Here is a 15,180-nt window from a genome sequence, read left to right as displayed (position 1 = left end):
TTTTAACCTCCCAATTCTTCTAGATCTTCTAATAATATCTTTTTAGCTATTTCTTTATCAATTTCACTAGCAATTACACCTATCGCGGCAAAAATGTAATATTTATCTCTAAATATTTTAACTTCATTCTGTGGTAAAAGCTCCATCGGATGTAATTTTGACAGATTATTCACAGTTTTCAAAACATCTTTTGCATACTTTGAACGACTTAAAAAACCTCCCGTCCCAAAAAGATACCTAACAGCAGTTAAATCTTTCCCTTCCGCTATTAATTTTCTTCCCAACGCAGTATATATATGCTTTTTTTTACCGACATGTCTTCTTATTCCTTGCTGAAAGCAATATAAGGCAAGTTTTGATATAAAATATTCATCTTGGTCCGTTTTTGGATAAGGTGAAATTCTTTCTATCAATTCATCTAAGTTTTCAAATTCGTGCTTTAAATTTTCTTTACCAATTAAATCAATAACATTGTGAGCATTAACAAACAATCCAAGATCACCTTCAACAGTACGCTTTGCAACAGGTTCTGGAGAAATTGTAATCTCTTGAATTTCATTACTTCCTTCTGTTACTGAATCTACATCTGTTGTAGCTCCACCAATATCAACTGTTAAGACATCTCCATAAATTTCAGATAAAAGTTGCGTCGCCTTCATTACAGCACCAGGGGTTGTATGAATTTCATAATCTACAACATCATAAATCTTTTCCATGCCAGGTGCTTTAGTAATATGTTTTGCAAAAACTTCTTTTATTATATTTCTAGTAGGTTCAACATTTAACTGATCTATTTTGGGATAAACATTTTCAGTCACAAAAACAGTTTTTCCAGAATTTTTTAAAATGAATTCAACCTGTTCTGCTGCGGCGATATTACCTGCATAAATAATAGGAACATCCAACTCAAGCTTTGACAGTAATTTTGCATTATGAATTACTGTCTCTTTTTCTCCATAGTCAACTCCACCGGCAAGAAGTATTAATTTTGGCGAAATCTGCTTTATCTTGTGAAGATGAAATTCATCCATTTTTCCTGCCGTAATATATTTTATTACAGCCCCCGCACCAAGTGCAGCTTCTTTTGCAGCTCGAACAGTCATATCATATACTAGACCATGAACTGTCATTTTTAGCCCACCGGCTGCACTACTTGAAGCAGCAAATTTATCCCATGAAAAATTAGAGACTCCCAGTTTTTCTTTTAAATTTTCAATTGCTCTCTCTATTCCAATTGTTACGTCCCCTTCATTTACAGTTGTCCAATGTTCTCCCTGAGCTAAAATTTTTACTTTTCCATCCAAATTGTGAAAGGCTGTTACCACAGTTGTAGTTGAACCAATTTCTGCAAAAACTAAATCAACCTTCAATTTATTCACCCCCTTTTTAAATTTTAACACGAAAGTTGAAAAAGTATATTGCAAGTTATATAAGTTATAGAGTATAATTTAGTTGTAAAAAATGGATAGGGAGGTGTAAAATATGAAAATTACATTTTTAGGGCATGCTGTTTTTCTTATTGAAACAAATAAAAAGATATTAATTGATCCATTTATAACTGGAAATCCTGCATTTCCAAAAGATTTTTCTTTTGACAAAATAGATTATATACTAGTAACTCATGGCCATGGAGATCACATTGGAGATACTGTGGAGCTTTCTAAAAAATATAATGCAACTGTTGTTTCAAACTTTGAAATATGCAATTATCTTCAAAAGAAAGGTGTTAATAAAGTTCATCCAATGCATATTGGAGGATCATTTAATTTTGATTTTGGCAAATTAAAAATGACGCCTGCTTTACATGGGTCAGGCATAATTGAAGGAGATAATATAATATATGGAGGTAATCCTGGGGGATTTGTTATTTATTCTGAAAAATCTGTATATCATGCAGGAGATACAGGTCTTACAAAAGATATGGAACTTTTACGTGGTGTTGATGTTGCAATATTACCAATTGGTGGAAATTTTGTAATGGATGTTGAAGATGCCTTAAAGGCTGTAGAAATGATAAAACCTAAGGTAGTAATTCCTATGCACTATAACACATGGGATATTATAAGCGCTGATGAAGAAAAATTTAAAAAGGGTTCCAAGCAATTAGGAGTTAAGTGCATTATTCTAAAACCTGGCGAAAGTGTGGAGATATAAAGTGAAAAAAATTATTGTAATTTTCCTAGTACTTTTCTCTTTAACACTTTTTTCTTTCAATATCCCGCGGTACATCGGAAGTAACGATGTTGAAATTGAATTTGAAAATCTAGATGGATATTTTAATGGAGTTGCTATAAAAGATAAAAAAATAAATGGTCTTGATTTTGAAGAAGGAGTTCATTCTTTAAGATTGGTAGGAAGTTACCAGGAATTCTTGTTTAAAGTTATTATAGACACTATTCCACCAACTTCTACAATATTCACCACAAGGGATCCTAATCTTGTTATTTTGGAAAATGAAGTTTTAAAAATTAATTACGAAAATAGAATAAATTTCTTTGGTGAAAAAATTACCGGAAGCTTTAAAAGAGATGAAAAAGCTCCCTTCTTATTCTGCAATATAGATGAAGCAAAAAATATGGGAGGCTTTTCCATAGTTCCACCAAGCATAAGCAATATAACACCGCTTGACTCTAAAACTCCTATATCAGGAATAAATAATAAGAATATTTTACTCAGCTCAAAATCTCCATACAAAATTGTTGGACGTGTTGTAATTCCTGAAAAAGCTGTACTCTTTTTTGAACCAGGTGTTGAATTAAAGAGTATAGGAAAAAGTGGAATAACAGTAAAAGGAACAGTTTATATTCCAGAAAATGTTTCTTTTTCTGGATATATTAGCTTTGATGTTTCAGAAAATGGAAAATTTGTCTCAAAAACAAAAAATTTTGATGGTGAAATTTCCTCAAATGGAGGGCAACTTGTCTATATAGAAAATGCACATCTTGAAAATGTAAATGTTTCAAAAACTAACGTTGTTGTAATAAAAAATTCTGTTATTTCTAGCATAAACGCTAAACACATCGCTTTTCTAGTTTTAGAAAACTCAACAATAACAAATTTAAATATTGCAAATACTAGAGAAGTTATATTAAATAATATTGACTCTACTAATTCAAGAGTGGAAGGTCTAACAAATATTAATATATATAATCTCAGATCCAAGTCTTTAACAGTTGCTGATTTTTCAAATATTGTAATAAGATTTTCTCAGATAGAAAAAGTCACATTTGAAAGAGGAGTATACTTTCATGGAAAAAATGTTGAGTTTGCAAGTTTAAAATTAAATACATTTTGTGTTGGAAAATTTTATAAATCGAAAATAGAAAAAGTTGAAACATTAAAATCAAAATTGTTGAAAAGATTGGTAGAAATAGAAAACATTGTTAGTGATAAAAAATCTACTATTGAAGATTATTAAGCGAGGTGAATTTTCTTGAAAAGCGTTATTTTTGGATTACAGTGGGGGGACGAAGGAAAAGGTAAAGTAACAACTTATTTCTCAAAGGATTATGATTATGTGGTAAGATACAGTGGTGGTAGCAACGCTGGACACACAGTTGAATATACTGATTTTAAATTGATTCACCACCTGCTACCTTCATTTTACGTAAAAAAAAATGTTGGAGCCATTATTTCTAACGGAGTTGTTTTGGATTTAGAACAACTAGTCGAAGAAATTGAAGAATTTAAAAGTAAAACAGGTACATATCCTAAACTTTACATTTCAGAACTTGCACATGTTGTCTTGCCACATCATAAGAAACTAGATGAAAAGTTAGAACAAATTAAAGGGAAAAATGCTGTTGGAACCACAAAACGCGGAATAGGTCCAGCTTATGCTGATAAAGTGCATAGAATAGGAATAAGACTTAGTGATTTTAAAAATAAAGATAAATTCTATGAAAAAATAAAGAACATTTCAAAACTCTACAAAAATCTATATAATATTGAAGTCGAAAGTATTGAAAATGTTTTAACCTCATACGAAAAACTAAAAAGCCATATAGTCCCTCATGGAGAAATTATTAACCTAATAAACAAAAACAAAATATTATTTGAAAGCACACAAGGCGTACTACTGGATATAGATGTTGGAACCTATCCGTACGTAACTGGAGCAAATTGTAATACAACTGGAATCCAAAATGGTGTTGGCTTTCCTGTAAAAACTGAGAATTATATAGGCGTTTTCAAAGCTTATTTAACAAGAGTTGGAAATGGACCATTTCCAACAGAAGCATTTGGAAAAGAAGGTGAAGAAATAAGAAAAAGAGGTCACGAATTTGGAGCAACTACAGGACGTCCTAGAAGATGTGGTTGGCTTGATCTTCCTCTCTTAAAGTATGCAATTACAGTATCTGGAGCTACAGAACTTGTAATGACAAAAGGAGATATACTAAACGGCATGGAAAAAATAAAAGTTTGTGTGGCATACAAAATTGACGGTAACATTGTAGATAGAATTAGCTCAGTAGATGACTTGGAAAAAGCAGAACCAATATATGAAACTCTTGATGGCTGGGAAAATCACACTTCAAAAGAATTCAATGAATACTTAAGCTTTATTGAATCTTACGTAAAAAGAAAAATAACACATATTTCTGTAGGTCCAAAAGTTGAAGAAATAATAAAATTGTAGGGAGGGAAAACATGGAAAACTGTGTATTTTGTAAAATAATAAACAATGAAATTCCATCCGAAAAGTTATACGAAGATGAAGATTTTATAGTTATCAAAGACATTAACCCTGTTGCCCCAATACATCTTTTAGTTATTTATAAAAAACACGTTCCTGTAATACACGAATTATCAGAAGATGATCAAAGAAGATTTTGGAAAATATTTAATATAATTAAAAAATTATCAGAAGAACTAAATTTTAAAGAATATAGAATTGTTCAAAACAATGGAAAACAAGCGGGACAAGAAATTCCACATATACATTTTCATGTAATTGCCGGAAGAAAATTTGGGAAAATTGGTTAAAAAATAGGAGGAGTGATAGGATCAAGGCTATAGTATATTTACCAATAAAACCTGAAGTTGCCAAAAAACAGAATTTACCAGTCAAACTACCTGTTTTAGTTGAGGATATGCCGCTTATTACAGAAATGGATAGAATACCTTTAGATGTCATAGTAAGAGGACTTGAAGCCCAATATTCTGTTGAAAAAACAGATTATTGGGCAACTTACCTTGTTTATTTTTACTATGAAAAGTTTAAAAAATTACTTAATGAACAAAAATATGAAGAAGCGAGAAAAATACTCGAAAAAGCAAAAAATGTATTATACGATTACAGATATCACTTTTACTATGGATTATTATTTGCTAAACTAGGTGATTATGATAACGCAGAAATTGAGTTAAAACAAGCAGTATCATTAAATCCTAATTTCTATATTGGATACTATGAACTAGGGAACGTTCTTTATTTAAAAAAGGATTACGATGAAGCAATAGAAATATACATGAAGGCATTTGAATTAAACAAAGAATTCTCATTACCTCTTTTAAAAATTGGAGATACATACTTTGAAAATGGTCAATTTAAAGATGCAGAAATTGCATATAAATCTGCTTTAAAAATTGAAAAACTACCACAGGTATATTTGAGATTAGGGGTCTTATATAATGAACTTCAAAAATTTGAAAAGGCTGAAAAAATTTTTAGAGATGGATTATCTGTGGAGTACAAACCTGAAATTGCATACAACCTTTCATATACTTTAATTAGACTTGGAAAACATTTTCAAGCTTTGCAGATTCTAAAGGAGTTGGCAAATAATTACCCAACTCCAGAAGTATATAATGAACTTGGATTACTACAAAAAAATTTAGGTTTGTATGAAGATGCAGAGGAAAACCTTAAACTTGCTGGAGAAGAGTATGAAGAAAATTATTTAAAAATTTTGCTCTATACTAAAGGATACGATCATAAAATCCTTGATAAATTAACAAAATATGATCCCGAATATGTTGATTTCCTGAAAAAAGTACTATTCAAATTAAAAGACGAACTAGAAGAAAAGCTTTCCAATATAAACTTTCAATTTGACGAGCTAGAAAAAGTATTTGATCTAACGGATGAAAAAGGAGAAATTATCCTAGATGAATTTTCAAAAATAGAAGCTAAAGATTTTAATCAAAAACTTTCATATATAATTTCAAGTGCCTATATTGCCGGTGCAGATCCAATATTAATTGAAAAAAACCTTGTAAAAGCTTCCATGGTTTTATTTAAAATTGATAAGATAGTTAGTTTTTTATAAAGTCTTTCAAATAATATACTTTGGAAGACTCTTTGAAAAATTAAACTTTGAAGATTTAATAGATAAATCTTTAGAAGTACTTTCAGAGTATGATTTTCCTTTAATGAAAAAAGCCCAACACATGCTTGAAATTGAAAGAACTTCCTTAGAAGATTTTTGGGAAAATTATACCGAACCAAATGATTTAGAAGAATTTATTTTAAAATTTTTAGAACTATTAAGTTATGAACCAACTCAGTACGAATTAGATGAAAATACTTTCCTTGGAAAATTAATGAAGTTTATATTAAACATATAGGTATAATAAATCCCGCAAGAATGCGGGATTTATTTTTGTTTTAAAAATTAATTTACATTAACTTTTTTACTTGACACTAACTTTTCTCTGTGGTATTATTTCCTATGACAGGAGGTGATTAAAATGGAAAAAATTCAAAAAATAAGGGAAATTATCGCTGACCAACTTGGTGTGGATATTGAAGAAGTTACGGACGAAAAGAGTTTGACTGAGGATTTAGGTGCTGATTCATTAGATATGGTGGATTTAGTCATGGCCTTTGAAGATGAATTTGGAGTAAAAGTGGAAGATTCCGATCTTTCAAAAATTAACACAGTAAAAGATGTTATTGATTTAATTAGCGCAAGAGTTTAATTTTTACTATACAAAATTAAAAGCCCCCTTCATAAATTTGAAGGGGGCTTGATTTTTTATAGACTTTATTACATTGGGAAATATCCTCTTTTTTTGACTGCTTCTGCTACTCTTGAAATTGCGACAATGTATGCAGCTGTTCTCATATCTGTGTTGTATTTTTCTTTTGTTGCGTACACTTCACTGAAAGATTTTGTCATTATCCTGTGCAATTTCTTTCTAATATCATCTATATCCCAGAAAAAGCTCTGTAAGTCTTGTACCCATTCAAAGTATGATACTGTAACTCCACCAGCGTTTGCTAGAATATCAGGAACAATAAGGACATCTTTTTCGATTAATATTTTTTCTGCTTCTTCTGTTGTTGGACCGTTTGCACCTTCAACTATAATCTTTGCTCTAACATCTTTTGCGATCTCTCCATTAATTGCATTTTCAAGCGCTGCAGGAACTAAGATATCAACATCTAATGTGAGTAATTCCTCATTTGATATTGGTTTACCTTTTGGATATCCTTTGATAACTCCTCCATTTTCGTCTCTGTATCTAATAAGGTCATTTACATCGAAGCCTTCTTCACAGTATAAGCCACCACTTACGTCACTTACTGCAACAATTTTTGCACCATATTCTTCATGTAAAATTTTTGCTGCATAAGAACCTACGTTTCCAAAACCTTGAACTGCTACTGTTGCTTTTGAAATATCCATTCCTTTTGCCTTACATGCTTCAGCAGCTGTAATTGAAACACCACGACCGGTTGCTTCTGGTCTTCCTTCTGATCCACCAAGGTCTAATGGTTTTCCGGTAACTACACCAAGTGTAGTATTTCCAGTATTCATGCTGTAAGTATCCATAAACCATGCCATAATTTTTGCATTTGTATTTACGTCTGGTGCAGGAATATCTTTTGTTGGTCCTACCATCATTTGAATTTCAGAGAAGAATCTTCTACTGAGTTTTTCTAATTCTTTTTCTGATAATTTTCTAGGATCAACTCTAACTCCACCTTTACCTCCACCGTATGGAAGGTTAACAACAGCACATTTCCAAGTCATCCAGAATGCAAGTGAAGAAACTTCATCTAAATTTGTTTCTGGGTGATACCTTATACCACCTTTTGCAGGACCTCTTGCTGTATTATGTTGAACTCTATATCCTTCGAATATTTCAACTCTCCCATCATCCATTACTACTGGAAAATGAACAATTAGTGATTTTTGTGGCCAAAGTAAAAAGTTACCAATGTTTGGGTCTAAATCCATGAGTTTTGCAGCTCTTAAGAATTGGTTTTGTGCCATTTTATAAAGTGGTCCAGGAGCCTCTAATCTACCAAGTTCACTTAATCTCATTTTCAATACCTCCCTATGTTGTTGTAATACACTTAAATTATCACTTATATTAGTATATTTATCAAACTTTATATTTTGTGAAAATCCTAACATAAAACTGAATTATTGAAGAATATAACATAATTCTTTAATATACTAATCAAAGCTTTTAATAGGATACGTTTATTTTTTCAAAAATTGTGATAAAATACTTTACGAAATACTACAAAAAAATAAGTAGGGCGCTCAAGTGCGCCCTACTTTCTATTTCCATCCATTTTGTGGCCTATTCATTGGAGGATAACCATTTCCATAAGGATTACCATAGTGTGGCATCATCGGTCTAAATGGTCTTCTTTGAAATCCTGGGACCACATTATTTTGAAATTTGAGCCTTTTTAAATTTTCAATTCTTTCTTTTATCATTTGTTTGTAAGGAATTTCTACTGTAATACCTTCACTTCTAAGTTTGTATGCTAAATAAAATGATGAATCTTTGCTAAAATTAACTTTTACTACTTCAAGTTCTACTTTTTCTCCAGGTTTAAATTCAAAAAATCTCCACATAGGTCCAACAAATATCTCAACATCGCTTCCTTCATCTGTTTCAAGTATAATTTTTGACTTTGAAAAACCTGGATTTGCTATTATGTAAACTTCTTTTATTGTTCCTGTGTATGTTGCTGGTTCACTTACTTCTACATTTCTTAACTTATCCCATACATTTTCATAATCCATCGGTTTAGCTGTTTGATAATTATAAGGAAAAGCAAATAATGCACTTATAAATACAATTGAAACAAGTAAAAACACCAATTTTCTCATAACTTCCACCTCCTATTTAAAAATTAGTTTTTTAGGATTAGACTTTTGATTCTTTTATATTCATCTTCACTAATTTCTCCTCTGGCAAATCTCTCGTTTAAAATTTTCAAACTCTCATCATTTGAAAAATTGTACGACGAAGACGTTTTTTCATTAAAATCTTTTATCAAGTTTTTTAATATTCTATAAAATAAGAACACTACTAGGATAAATAAAACAAGTCCAATTACTGGAATAATCCATCCATAAAAGCCGTGGTACCATACTGGATAGAACCAATGCATTATCTCACCTCCCTGCACTTTACATCTTCATTATATATATTTAACCTTAAAAAATCCTTAGAAACTGTAATGATATAATAAAAAAGGTGAGGTGATCAAAATTGAAAAAATACATTGAGAAATTAATTAAACTTGTTCAATTAGAAAGAAATGAAGAAATAAAAAAAATGGAGTGGGAAATAAAAAATTTATCTGGCTTTGAACGAGAAAAAAAGGGAAGAGCAATATTAAATTTAAAGCCAAAAGTAATCGGAGAAGAACTTGGATTATATCTTATTAAATTTGGAAGAAGTAAAATAATTGAAACAGAAATTAATGTTGGTGATGAAGTATTAATAAATAAAAATAAAGGAAAAGTTAGAGACGATTTTAAAGGTGTTGTAGTTGAAAAAGGTTCAAGATTTATAGTAGTTTCGTTAGACAAACTCCTTCCAAAAAGTTTTAAAGAAGTTAGAATTGATCTCTACGCAAGCGACGTAACATATAAAAGGCAAATTGATAATTTAAAAAACTTATCTGAAAATGGCAAAAAAGTTCTTTCTTACATTCTAAAAGATATCAAATTTGATGATATTAAAAAAATTGATTTTAAACCTTTTGATAAAAATCTTAATTATTCTCAAAAACTTTCCATTTCTAAAGCACTTTCAAGCAAAAACTTTTTCCTTATTCACGGTCCATTTGGAACCGGAAAAACAAGAACACTCGTTGAGTATATCTTACAGGAAGTAAAGAGAGGGAAAAAAGTTCTTGTTTCGGCAGATAGCAATATGGCTGTTGATAATCTTGTTGAAAGGCTCTCTGAAAAAGTCTCTCATGTAAGGATTGGTCATCCTTCAAGAGTATCAAAAAAACTTTTATCCTCTACTCTTTTGTTCAAAATAGAAAAACATGAAAGATATAAAGAACTCTATAAATTAAAAGAAGAGTTTTCAAATTTAATAGAAAAAAGAGAGAAATTCCAAAAACCTATACAAAAGTGGAGACGTGGACTTTCGGATGAACAAATTTTGAAACTTTCAAAAGAAGGTAAAACAACAAGGGGAATACCATTAAAAATGATAAATGCCATGGCAGAGTGGATAACTTTAAACAATAAAATAGAAAAAATCAAAGAAGAAATGGAAAAACTTGAGGAAGAGATTTCAAAAGATATAATTGAAAACTCAAGTGTTGTATTTTCAACAAACTCATCCTCATATTCTGAAATTTTAAAAGGATTTGAATTTGATGTTGTCGTTATAGATGAAGCAGCACAAACTACTATACCTAGTGTTTTAATTCCGCTTTCAAAAGGTAAAAAATTTGTACTAGCTGGAGATCACAAACAGCTTCCACCAACTATTATCTCAGAAAAAGCAAAAGAACTTTCTATAACATTATTTGAAATACTCGTTGATAAATATCCACACATGAAAGAACTTCTCAATATTCAATATAGAATGAATGAAAAAATAATGGAATTTCCAAATATAGAATTTTACAATGGAAAACTCAAATCAGGCATTGGAAATATAACTTTAAAAGATCTTGGATTTGAAGGTAGTGATGAAATTACAAAACCTGAAAATACAATTATTTTCATTGACACAAAAAGTAGAAAAAATAAAACAGAAAACCAAAAAAAGGATTCAACTTCATATTTCAATGAGCTTGAAGCAAATATTGTAAAAGATATTGTTGAAAAATTTCTAAAACTTGGGTTAAATAGAGAATATATTGGTGTTATAACACCTTACGATGACCAAGTCGATTTAATTAAATCTTTCAATCTTGGAGTAGAAGTTAATACAGTTGATGGATTTCAAGGAAGAGAAAAGGAAGTTATAATCATTTCATTTGTTAGATCAAATCAGAGAAAAGAATTAGGATTCTTAACAGATCTGAGACGTTTAAATGTATCAATCACACGTGCAAAAAGAAAATTAATTTGCATCGGTGATTCATCAACTCTTGAAAACCATCCAACTTACAAAAAATTTATTGAGTTTGTAAAAAATAAAGGAGTATATTTAGTATAAAAAATTCCCCAGACATTCTGGGGAAATTGCTATAATTTTTTCACATTTTATTCTTTAAAAAAGTAACTAGACACTTTTTATAGGATCTTATATTATGATAAACCAATTATATTTCCTTCTTCATCAATGTCTATATTAACCGCATTTGGAATTTTTGAAAGCCCCGGCATTCTCATAATGTCACCTGCAAGTGCCACTATAAACCCTGCACCTGCAGAAAGTTCAAAATCTCTTATTGTAAAAGTATAACCAGATGGTGCATTAATCTTTTTTGGATCATCAGAAATACTTGATTGTGTTTTTGCAACAATTACCGGTAGTGTATCATACCCATGCTTTCTTAAGAACTTCAATTTACTCTTTGCTTTATCGGTATAAATCACGTTCCCTGCCCTGTAAATTTCTTTTGCAAGTGTTTCAATTTTCTCCTCAAGACTCATTTCAGAAGTTATTAAAGGTTTATATTGAGATTCTTTTATGTTTTCAAGAACAAGATTTGCTAAATCAACAGCACCTTCTCCACCCTTTTCAAAGGCATAAACAAGTGCATGAGGAATTTCACAATTCTTTGAAAATTCATCTAATTCTCTTTGGGTGTCACTTCCAAACACATTGAGAGCTACAATAACCGGAACATTATATTTTTTCAAATTTTCAACATGAACCCTAAGATTTTCCATACCTTTTAACATAGCTTCAACATTTTCATTGTCAAGCTCGTCTTTCTTTACACCACCATGGTATTTTAAAGCTTTTATTGTAGCAACTACAACAACTGCATTTACATCGTAGCCTGCAGTTGGAGAAACAAAATCAAGAAACTTTTCCGCACCTAAATCTGCTGCAAATCCTGCTTCTGTTACTACATAATCAGAAAGCTTTAACGCTAATTTTGTTGCAATTATGCTATTTGTTCCATGGGCAATATTTGCAAATGGCCCTCCGTGTACAAATGCAGGTGTATTTTCAATTGTTTGAACAAGATTAGGTTTAATAGCATCTTTCAATAAAACTGCAAGTGCTCCTTCAATTTTTAAATCTTTTACTTTAATAAGCTTTTTGTCATAACTTTGAGCTACAACTATATTTGAAAGTCTTTCTTTTAGATCCTTAAGATCTTTAGCAAGACACAAAATAGCCATAATTTCAGATGCAGCAGTAATTATAAATCCATCTTCACGTGGCTGCCCATTTGCACTTCCTCCAAGACCTACAACTATATTTCTAAGAGCCCTATCATTCATGTCAATGGTTCTTTTCCAATATATACGAGTGGGATCAATTCCAAGTTCATTTCCAAACTTTATATGTGCATCTATTACTGCTGATATCAAATTATGAGCCGCTGAAACTGCGTGTATATCACCGGTAAAATGAAGATTTATATTCTCCATTGGGAGAACTTGAGAATAGCCTCCCCCGGCAGCCCCACCTTTAATTCCAAATACCGGACCAAGTGATGGTTCTCTAAGTGTCACTATTGATTTTTTCCCGAGTCTATTTAGTGCCATAGAAAGCCCTATACTTGTTGTTGTTTTACCTTCTCCGGCTGGGGTTGGGGTCATTGCAGTTACCAAAATTAACTTTCCATCTTTGTTATTTTTAACTTTTTCCCATATTTTCAAATCAACTTTTGCTATGTACTTTCCATATGGCTCAACATATTCTTCTGATATGTCTATTTTTTCTGCTATTTTTGTTATTTTCTCCAATTTTGCTTCTCTTGCAATTTCAATATCAGTTTTCATCTTTTTCACTCCTTTCAACTACAAATGTGGTATATTTATCATTCTTAATATAAATATTAAGCCCCATTTGATCACAAAGTTTCTTTACTATATATAGTCCTAATCCATGACCTTTAGATTTTCTCGACTTATGAAATTTCTCAAATATCCTTTCTTTTAAATCATTGCTTATACCTTCTCCGTGATCTGATACTTCTATTCTGTCTTGATACAATTTTATCTCAATAGGTGCTTTTCCATGATATATAGCATTATCAACTAAATTTTTAATTACAATCTCTAAAGCTTCTTTATTGGCCAAAATTGTTCCATCTCCGATTATTTTAATTTCAATATCTTTATATCCAGCTACTATCCCTTCAACTAGCGTTCTTAAATTAATTTGTTCCATATCAAGTTCCAGATTTTTTGAAAGTAATATCATATTTTCAACCAAGTCTTTCATCTTCTTGGAAGTTTGAGCAATAGAATCTATAGCCTCTTTTAAAATTTGTTCATCTTTGTGACCCCATCTTTCAAGCATTTTCGAATAACCTATTAAGTTTGCTATTGGAGTTTTTAATTCATGAGATACATTTGATACAAATTCTTCTTGAAGCTTGTAATTTTTTTCAACACGATCCATAAGTTCGTTAAATTTTTCAACAAGCTCATCTACTTCATCATGAGTATTCGGCTTTATAAATCTATAACTTAAATTATCGCCTTTAATTTTTGAAAGCTCACTGACAAAATTTCTTAAATGCTTTGTAGATTTCTTTGTTATAAAGTATGTAAGAAAACTAATAAGTGACAATGAAATAGCAAAAATATACACAAAAATTTTCTTTATGTTATTTAAGTAATTTACTATAGGAGTAATATCTTTTCCAACTATCAAATTTTCTGCCCTTAAAAAAATGTAAGTTCTACCATTAATTTCAAACTTCCCTATTTTATTTATTGGACCAATTTCGTAAGGATCAACAATAACAATCCCATCTTTTGAAATATAAATATCATTTTTTGGATTGTGCATTCTTCCCATGGGTGTAACAAGCCAAGGTCTAACACTTTCAATTAGATCTTTTTTAGTCGACTGATAGATCATCAACCGAATACTTGAGTATAAAAGGATCAAAACTATTGCCATTGTAATAGCTGTAATAACAGTAGTTATATAAGTTACTTTAGATGAAATACTCATTTTTCTTCTTTTTCCTCCAAAATCTTTTCGATATCCTCTTTTTCAATATAATATTTTGTACTACACCATTTACACTCAACTTCAGCTTTTCCTTCGTTTAACATTTCTTTAAGCTCATCTACTTTTAAAAGCTTCAATGACTCAACAGCCTTTTGATATGAACAATTACATTTGAATTCTACTTCTCTTTCTTCAATTTTTTCAATTTTATCCCCAAATATATGTTTTACAACATCTTCAACAGTATTATTCTCTAAAAAGTTTGATATCGGAGTAATTTCTTTAAATTTTTTCTCAATTTCTAGTATATCACTTTCAGGTAAATTTTTATCCAAAATTTGAATAACTATTCCACCGGCTTTTTTAATACCATTTTTGTCAACTAAAACTCCAAGTGCTATAGCAGTTGGGAGCTGCTCTGAAACAGCAAAATAATGTGCAAGATCCTCTGCTATTTCTCCGCTTACTAACTCAACTGGTGTAACATATGGAGTTTTTAAATTTAGATCTTTTACTACCTTTAATGTACCTCTTCCTATAGCCTTTTTTAAATCAAATTTTCCAAGTTCGTTCGTCATTGTTTCAACTATCTTTGGAATAACGTAGCCTCTTACAGTACCATCACTTTTTGCTTGAGAAGCTATGTACTTTATTTGATTTGAACCTTCAATAATATAAGTTAATGTTTCTTTTTCAGAAAGCCAAGGAATCATTAATGCAGCTCCAGTCAACAATCTTCCTAATGCTACCGCAGAAATTGGAGAAAGTCTATGTTTTTCTGTTGCAGTCCTAACAATTTGTGTACTATCTATAACTGAAAACCTAACAAGAGCCTTGTAGGCAATACCATTTTTCAACATA

At 30.6% G+C, this 15,180-nt stretch carries 15 protein-coding genes; 8 read left to right on the top strand and 7 right to left on the bottom strand.

Going from position 1 to position 15,180, the window contains the following annotated elements; translation table 11 throughout:
* Window positions 1-2 precede the first annotated feature (2 nt).
* The gene (locus OB7_RS00210; protein WP_232617851.1) at window positions 3-1,379 is read right to left on the bottom strand and encodes a GlmL-related ornithine degradation protein; all 1,377 of its coding nucleotides are present in this window, start codon (window positions 1,377-1,379) and stop codon (window positions 3-5) included.
* A 103-nt stretch (window positions 1,380-1,482) separates the two neighbouring features.
* Here OB7_RS00210 and OB7_RS00205 point away from each other — a divergent pair, with 103 nt between their 5' ends.
* The 7 genes from OB7_RS00205 (at window position 1,483) to acpP (ending at window position 6,924) form a co-directional block, all read left to right on the top strand.
* Window positions 1,483-2,154 carry a metal-dependent hydrolase gene (locus tag OB7_RS00205; protein WP_012579640.1) on the top strand — a complete coding sequence of 224 codons (672 nt, stop codon included), beginning with the start codon at window positions 1,483-1,485 and terminating at the stop codon, window positions 2,152-2,154.
* Window position 2,155: 1 nt separating this feature from the next.
* Window positions 2,156-3,418 carry a hypothetical protein gene (locus OB7_RS00200; RefSeq protein ID WP_012579641.1) on the top strand — a complete coding sequence of 421 codons (1,263 nt, stop codon included), beginning with the start codon at window positions 2,156-2,158 and terminating at the stop codon, window positions 3,416-3,418.
* A gap of 15 nt (window positions 3,419-3,433) precedes the next feature.
* Window positions 3,434-4,639 (top strand): adenylosuccinate synthase, encoded by a 1,206-nt coding sequence (locus OB7_RS00195; protein ID WP_114702175.1) that lies wholly within the window; start codon window positions 3,434-3,436, stop codon window positions 4,637-4,639.
* A gap of 11 nt (window positions 4,640-4,650) precedes the next feature.
* Window positions 4,651-4,986, top strand: a complete 336-nt coding sequence (locus OB7_RS00190; RefSeq protein ID WP_004100603.1) for an HIT family protein — start codon at window positions 4,651-4,653, stop codon at window positions 4,984-4,986.
* A 107-nt stretch (window positions 4,987-5,093) separates the two neighbouring features.
* Window positions 5,094-6,272 carry a tetratricopeptide repeat protein gene (locus tag OB7_RS00185; RefSeq protein WP_249030972.1) on the top strand — a complete coding sequence of 393 codons (1,179 nt, stop codon included), beginning with the start codon at window positions 5,094-5,096 and terminating at the stop codon, window positions 6,270-6,272.
* A 103-nt stretch (window positions 6,273-6,375) separates the two neighbouring features.
* Complete coding sequence (locus OB7_RS09905; RefSeq protein WP_249030971.1) at window positions 6,376-6,570, top strand: hypothetical protein; 195 nt, start codon at window positions 6,376-6,378, stop codon at window positions 6,568-6,570.
* Window positions 6,571-6,693: 123 nt separating this feature from the next.
* Entirely contained in the window at window positions 6,694-6,924 is a 231-nt protein-coding gene (gene acpP / locus OB7_RS00180) for an acyl carrier protein (RefSeq protein WP_004100598.1), read from the top strand.
* A 68-nt stretch (window positions 6,925-6,992) separates the two neighbouring features.
* Here the strand turns inward: acpP and OB7_RS00175 are convergent, their stop codons facing one another.
* The 3 genes from OB7_RS00175 to OB7_RS00165 all read right to left on the bottom strand — a co-directional run bounded on the left by OB7_RS00175 (window position 6,993) and on the right by OB7_RS00165 (window position 9,364).
* Window positions 6,993-8,276 carry a Glu/Leu/Phe/Val family dehydrogenase gene (locus OB7_RS00175; RefSeq protein ID WP_004100596.1) on the bottom strand — a complete coding sequence of 428 codons (1,284 nt, stop codon included), beginning with the start codon at window positions 8,274-8,276 and terminating at the stop codon, window positions 6,993-6,995.
* 243 nt (window positions 8,277-8,519) lie between these two features.
* Complete coding sequence (locus OB7_RS00170) at window positions 8,520-9,080, bottom strand: hypothetical protein (RefSeq protein WP_004100594.1); 561 nt, start codon at window positions 9,078-9,080, stop codon at window positions 8,520-8,522.
* A gap of 23 nt (window positions 9,081-9,103) precedes the next feature.
* On the bottom strand, window positions 9,104-9,364 hold the full coding sequence (locus OB7_RS00165; protein WP_004100591.1) for an SHOCT domain-containing protein: 261 nt from the start codon (window positions 9,362-9,364) through the stop codon (window positions 9,104-9,106).
* Window positions 9,365-9,465: 101 nt separating this feature from the next.
* On the opposite strand from OB7_RS00165, the gene OB7_RS00160 reads away from it, so the two are divergent.
* A complete protein-coding gene (locus OB7_RS00160) occupies window positions 9,466-11,385 on the top strand; it encodes an IGHMBP2 family helicase (protein WP_114702174.1) in 1,920 nt (639 codons plus the stop codon).
* Window positions 11,386-11,477: 92 nt separating this feature from the next.
* Here the strand turns inward: OB7_RS00160 and OB7_RS00155 are convergent, their stop codons facing one another.
* The 3 genes from OB7_RS00155 to hslO are packed head-to-tail and all read right to left on the bottom strand — an operon-like array spanning window position 11,478 to window position 15,179.
* Window positions 11,478-13,133 carry a formate--tetrahydrofolate ligase gene (locus OB7_RS00155; RefSeq protein ID WP_012579645.1) on the bottom strand — a complete coding sequence of 552 codons (1,656 nt, stop codon included), beginning with the start codon at window positions 13,131-13,133 and terminating at the stop codon, window positions 11,478-11,480.
* On the bottom strand, window positions 13,123-14,319 hold the full coding sequence (locus OB7_RS00150; RefSeq protein ID WP_012579646.1) for a sensor histidine kinase: 1,197 nt from the start codon (window positions 14,317-14,319) through the stop codon (window positions 13,123-13,125). The genes OB7_RS00155 and OB7_RS00150 overlap by 11 nt, the downstream gene beginning before the upstream one ends.
* Entirely contained in the window at window positions 14,316-15,179 is an 864-nt protein-coding gene (gene hslO / locus OB7_RS00145; protein WP_114702173.1) for an Hsp33 family molecular chaperone HslO, read from the bottom strand. The genes OB7_RS00150 and hslO overlap by 4 nt, the downstream gene beginning before the upstream one ends.
* Between the last annotated feature and the right edge of the window lies 1 nt (window position 15,180).

This window comes from Thermosipho africanus Ob7 (genome assembly GCF_003351105.1).
Classification (GTDB): domain Bacteria; phylum Thermotogota; class Thermotogae; order Thermotogales; family Fervidobacteriaceae; genus Thermosipho; species Thermosipho africanus.
Note: the sequence above shows the minus strand (reverse complement) of the source record. Positions and strands in the feature narration are given on the sequence as shown.

Excerpts from the sequence above, each read along its gene's own strand:
- OB7_RS00155 (WP_012579645.1), bottom strand. The coding sequence starts at position 13,133 with ATGAAAACTGATATTGAAATTGCAAGAGAAGCAAAATTGGAGAAAATA.
- OB7_RS00165 (WP_004100591.1), bottom strand. The coding sequence starts at position 9,364 with ATGCATTGGTTCTATCCAGTATGGTACCACGGCTTTTATGGATGGATT.
- OB7_RS00190 (WP_004100603.1), top strand. The coding sequence starts at position 4,651 with ATGGAAAACTGTGTATTTTGTAAAATAATAAACAATGAAATTCCATCC.
- OB7_RS00175 (WP_004100596.1), bottom strand. The coding sequence starts at position 8,276 with ATGAGATTAAGTGAACTTGGTAGATTAGAGGCTCCTGGACCACTTTAT.
- acpP (WP_004100598.1), top strand. The coding sequence starts at position 6,694 with ATGGAAAAAATTCAAAAAATAAGGGAAATTATCGCTGACCAACTTGGT.
- hslO (WP_114702173.1), bottom strand. The coding sequence starts at position 15,179 with ATGTTGAAAAATGGTATTGCCTACAAGGCTCTTGTTAGGTTTTCAGTT.
- OB7_RS00185 (WP_249030972.1), top strand. The coding sequence starts at position 5,094 with ATGCCGCTTATTACAGAAATGGATAGAATACCTTTAGATGTCATAGTA.
- OB7_RS00205 (WP_012579640.1), top strand. The coding sequence starts at position 1,483 with ATGAAAATTACATTTTTAGGGCATGCTGTTTTTCTTATTGAAACAAAT.
- OB7_RS00150 (WP_012579646.1), bottom strand. The coding sequence starts at position 14,319 with ATGAGTATTTCATCTAAAGTAACTTATATAACTACTGTTATTACAGCT.
- OB7_RS00170 (WP_004100594.1), bottom strand. The coding sequence starts at position 9,080 with ATGAGAAAATTGGTGTTTTTACTTGTTTCAATTGTATTTATAAGTGCA.
- OB7_RS09905 (WP_249030971.1), top strand. The coding sequence starts at position 6,376 with ATGAAAAAAGCCCAACACATGCTTGAAATTGAAAGAACTTCCTTAGAA.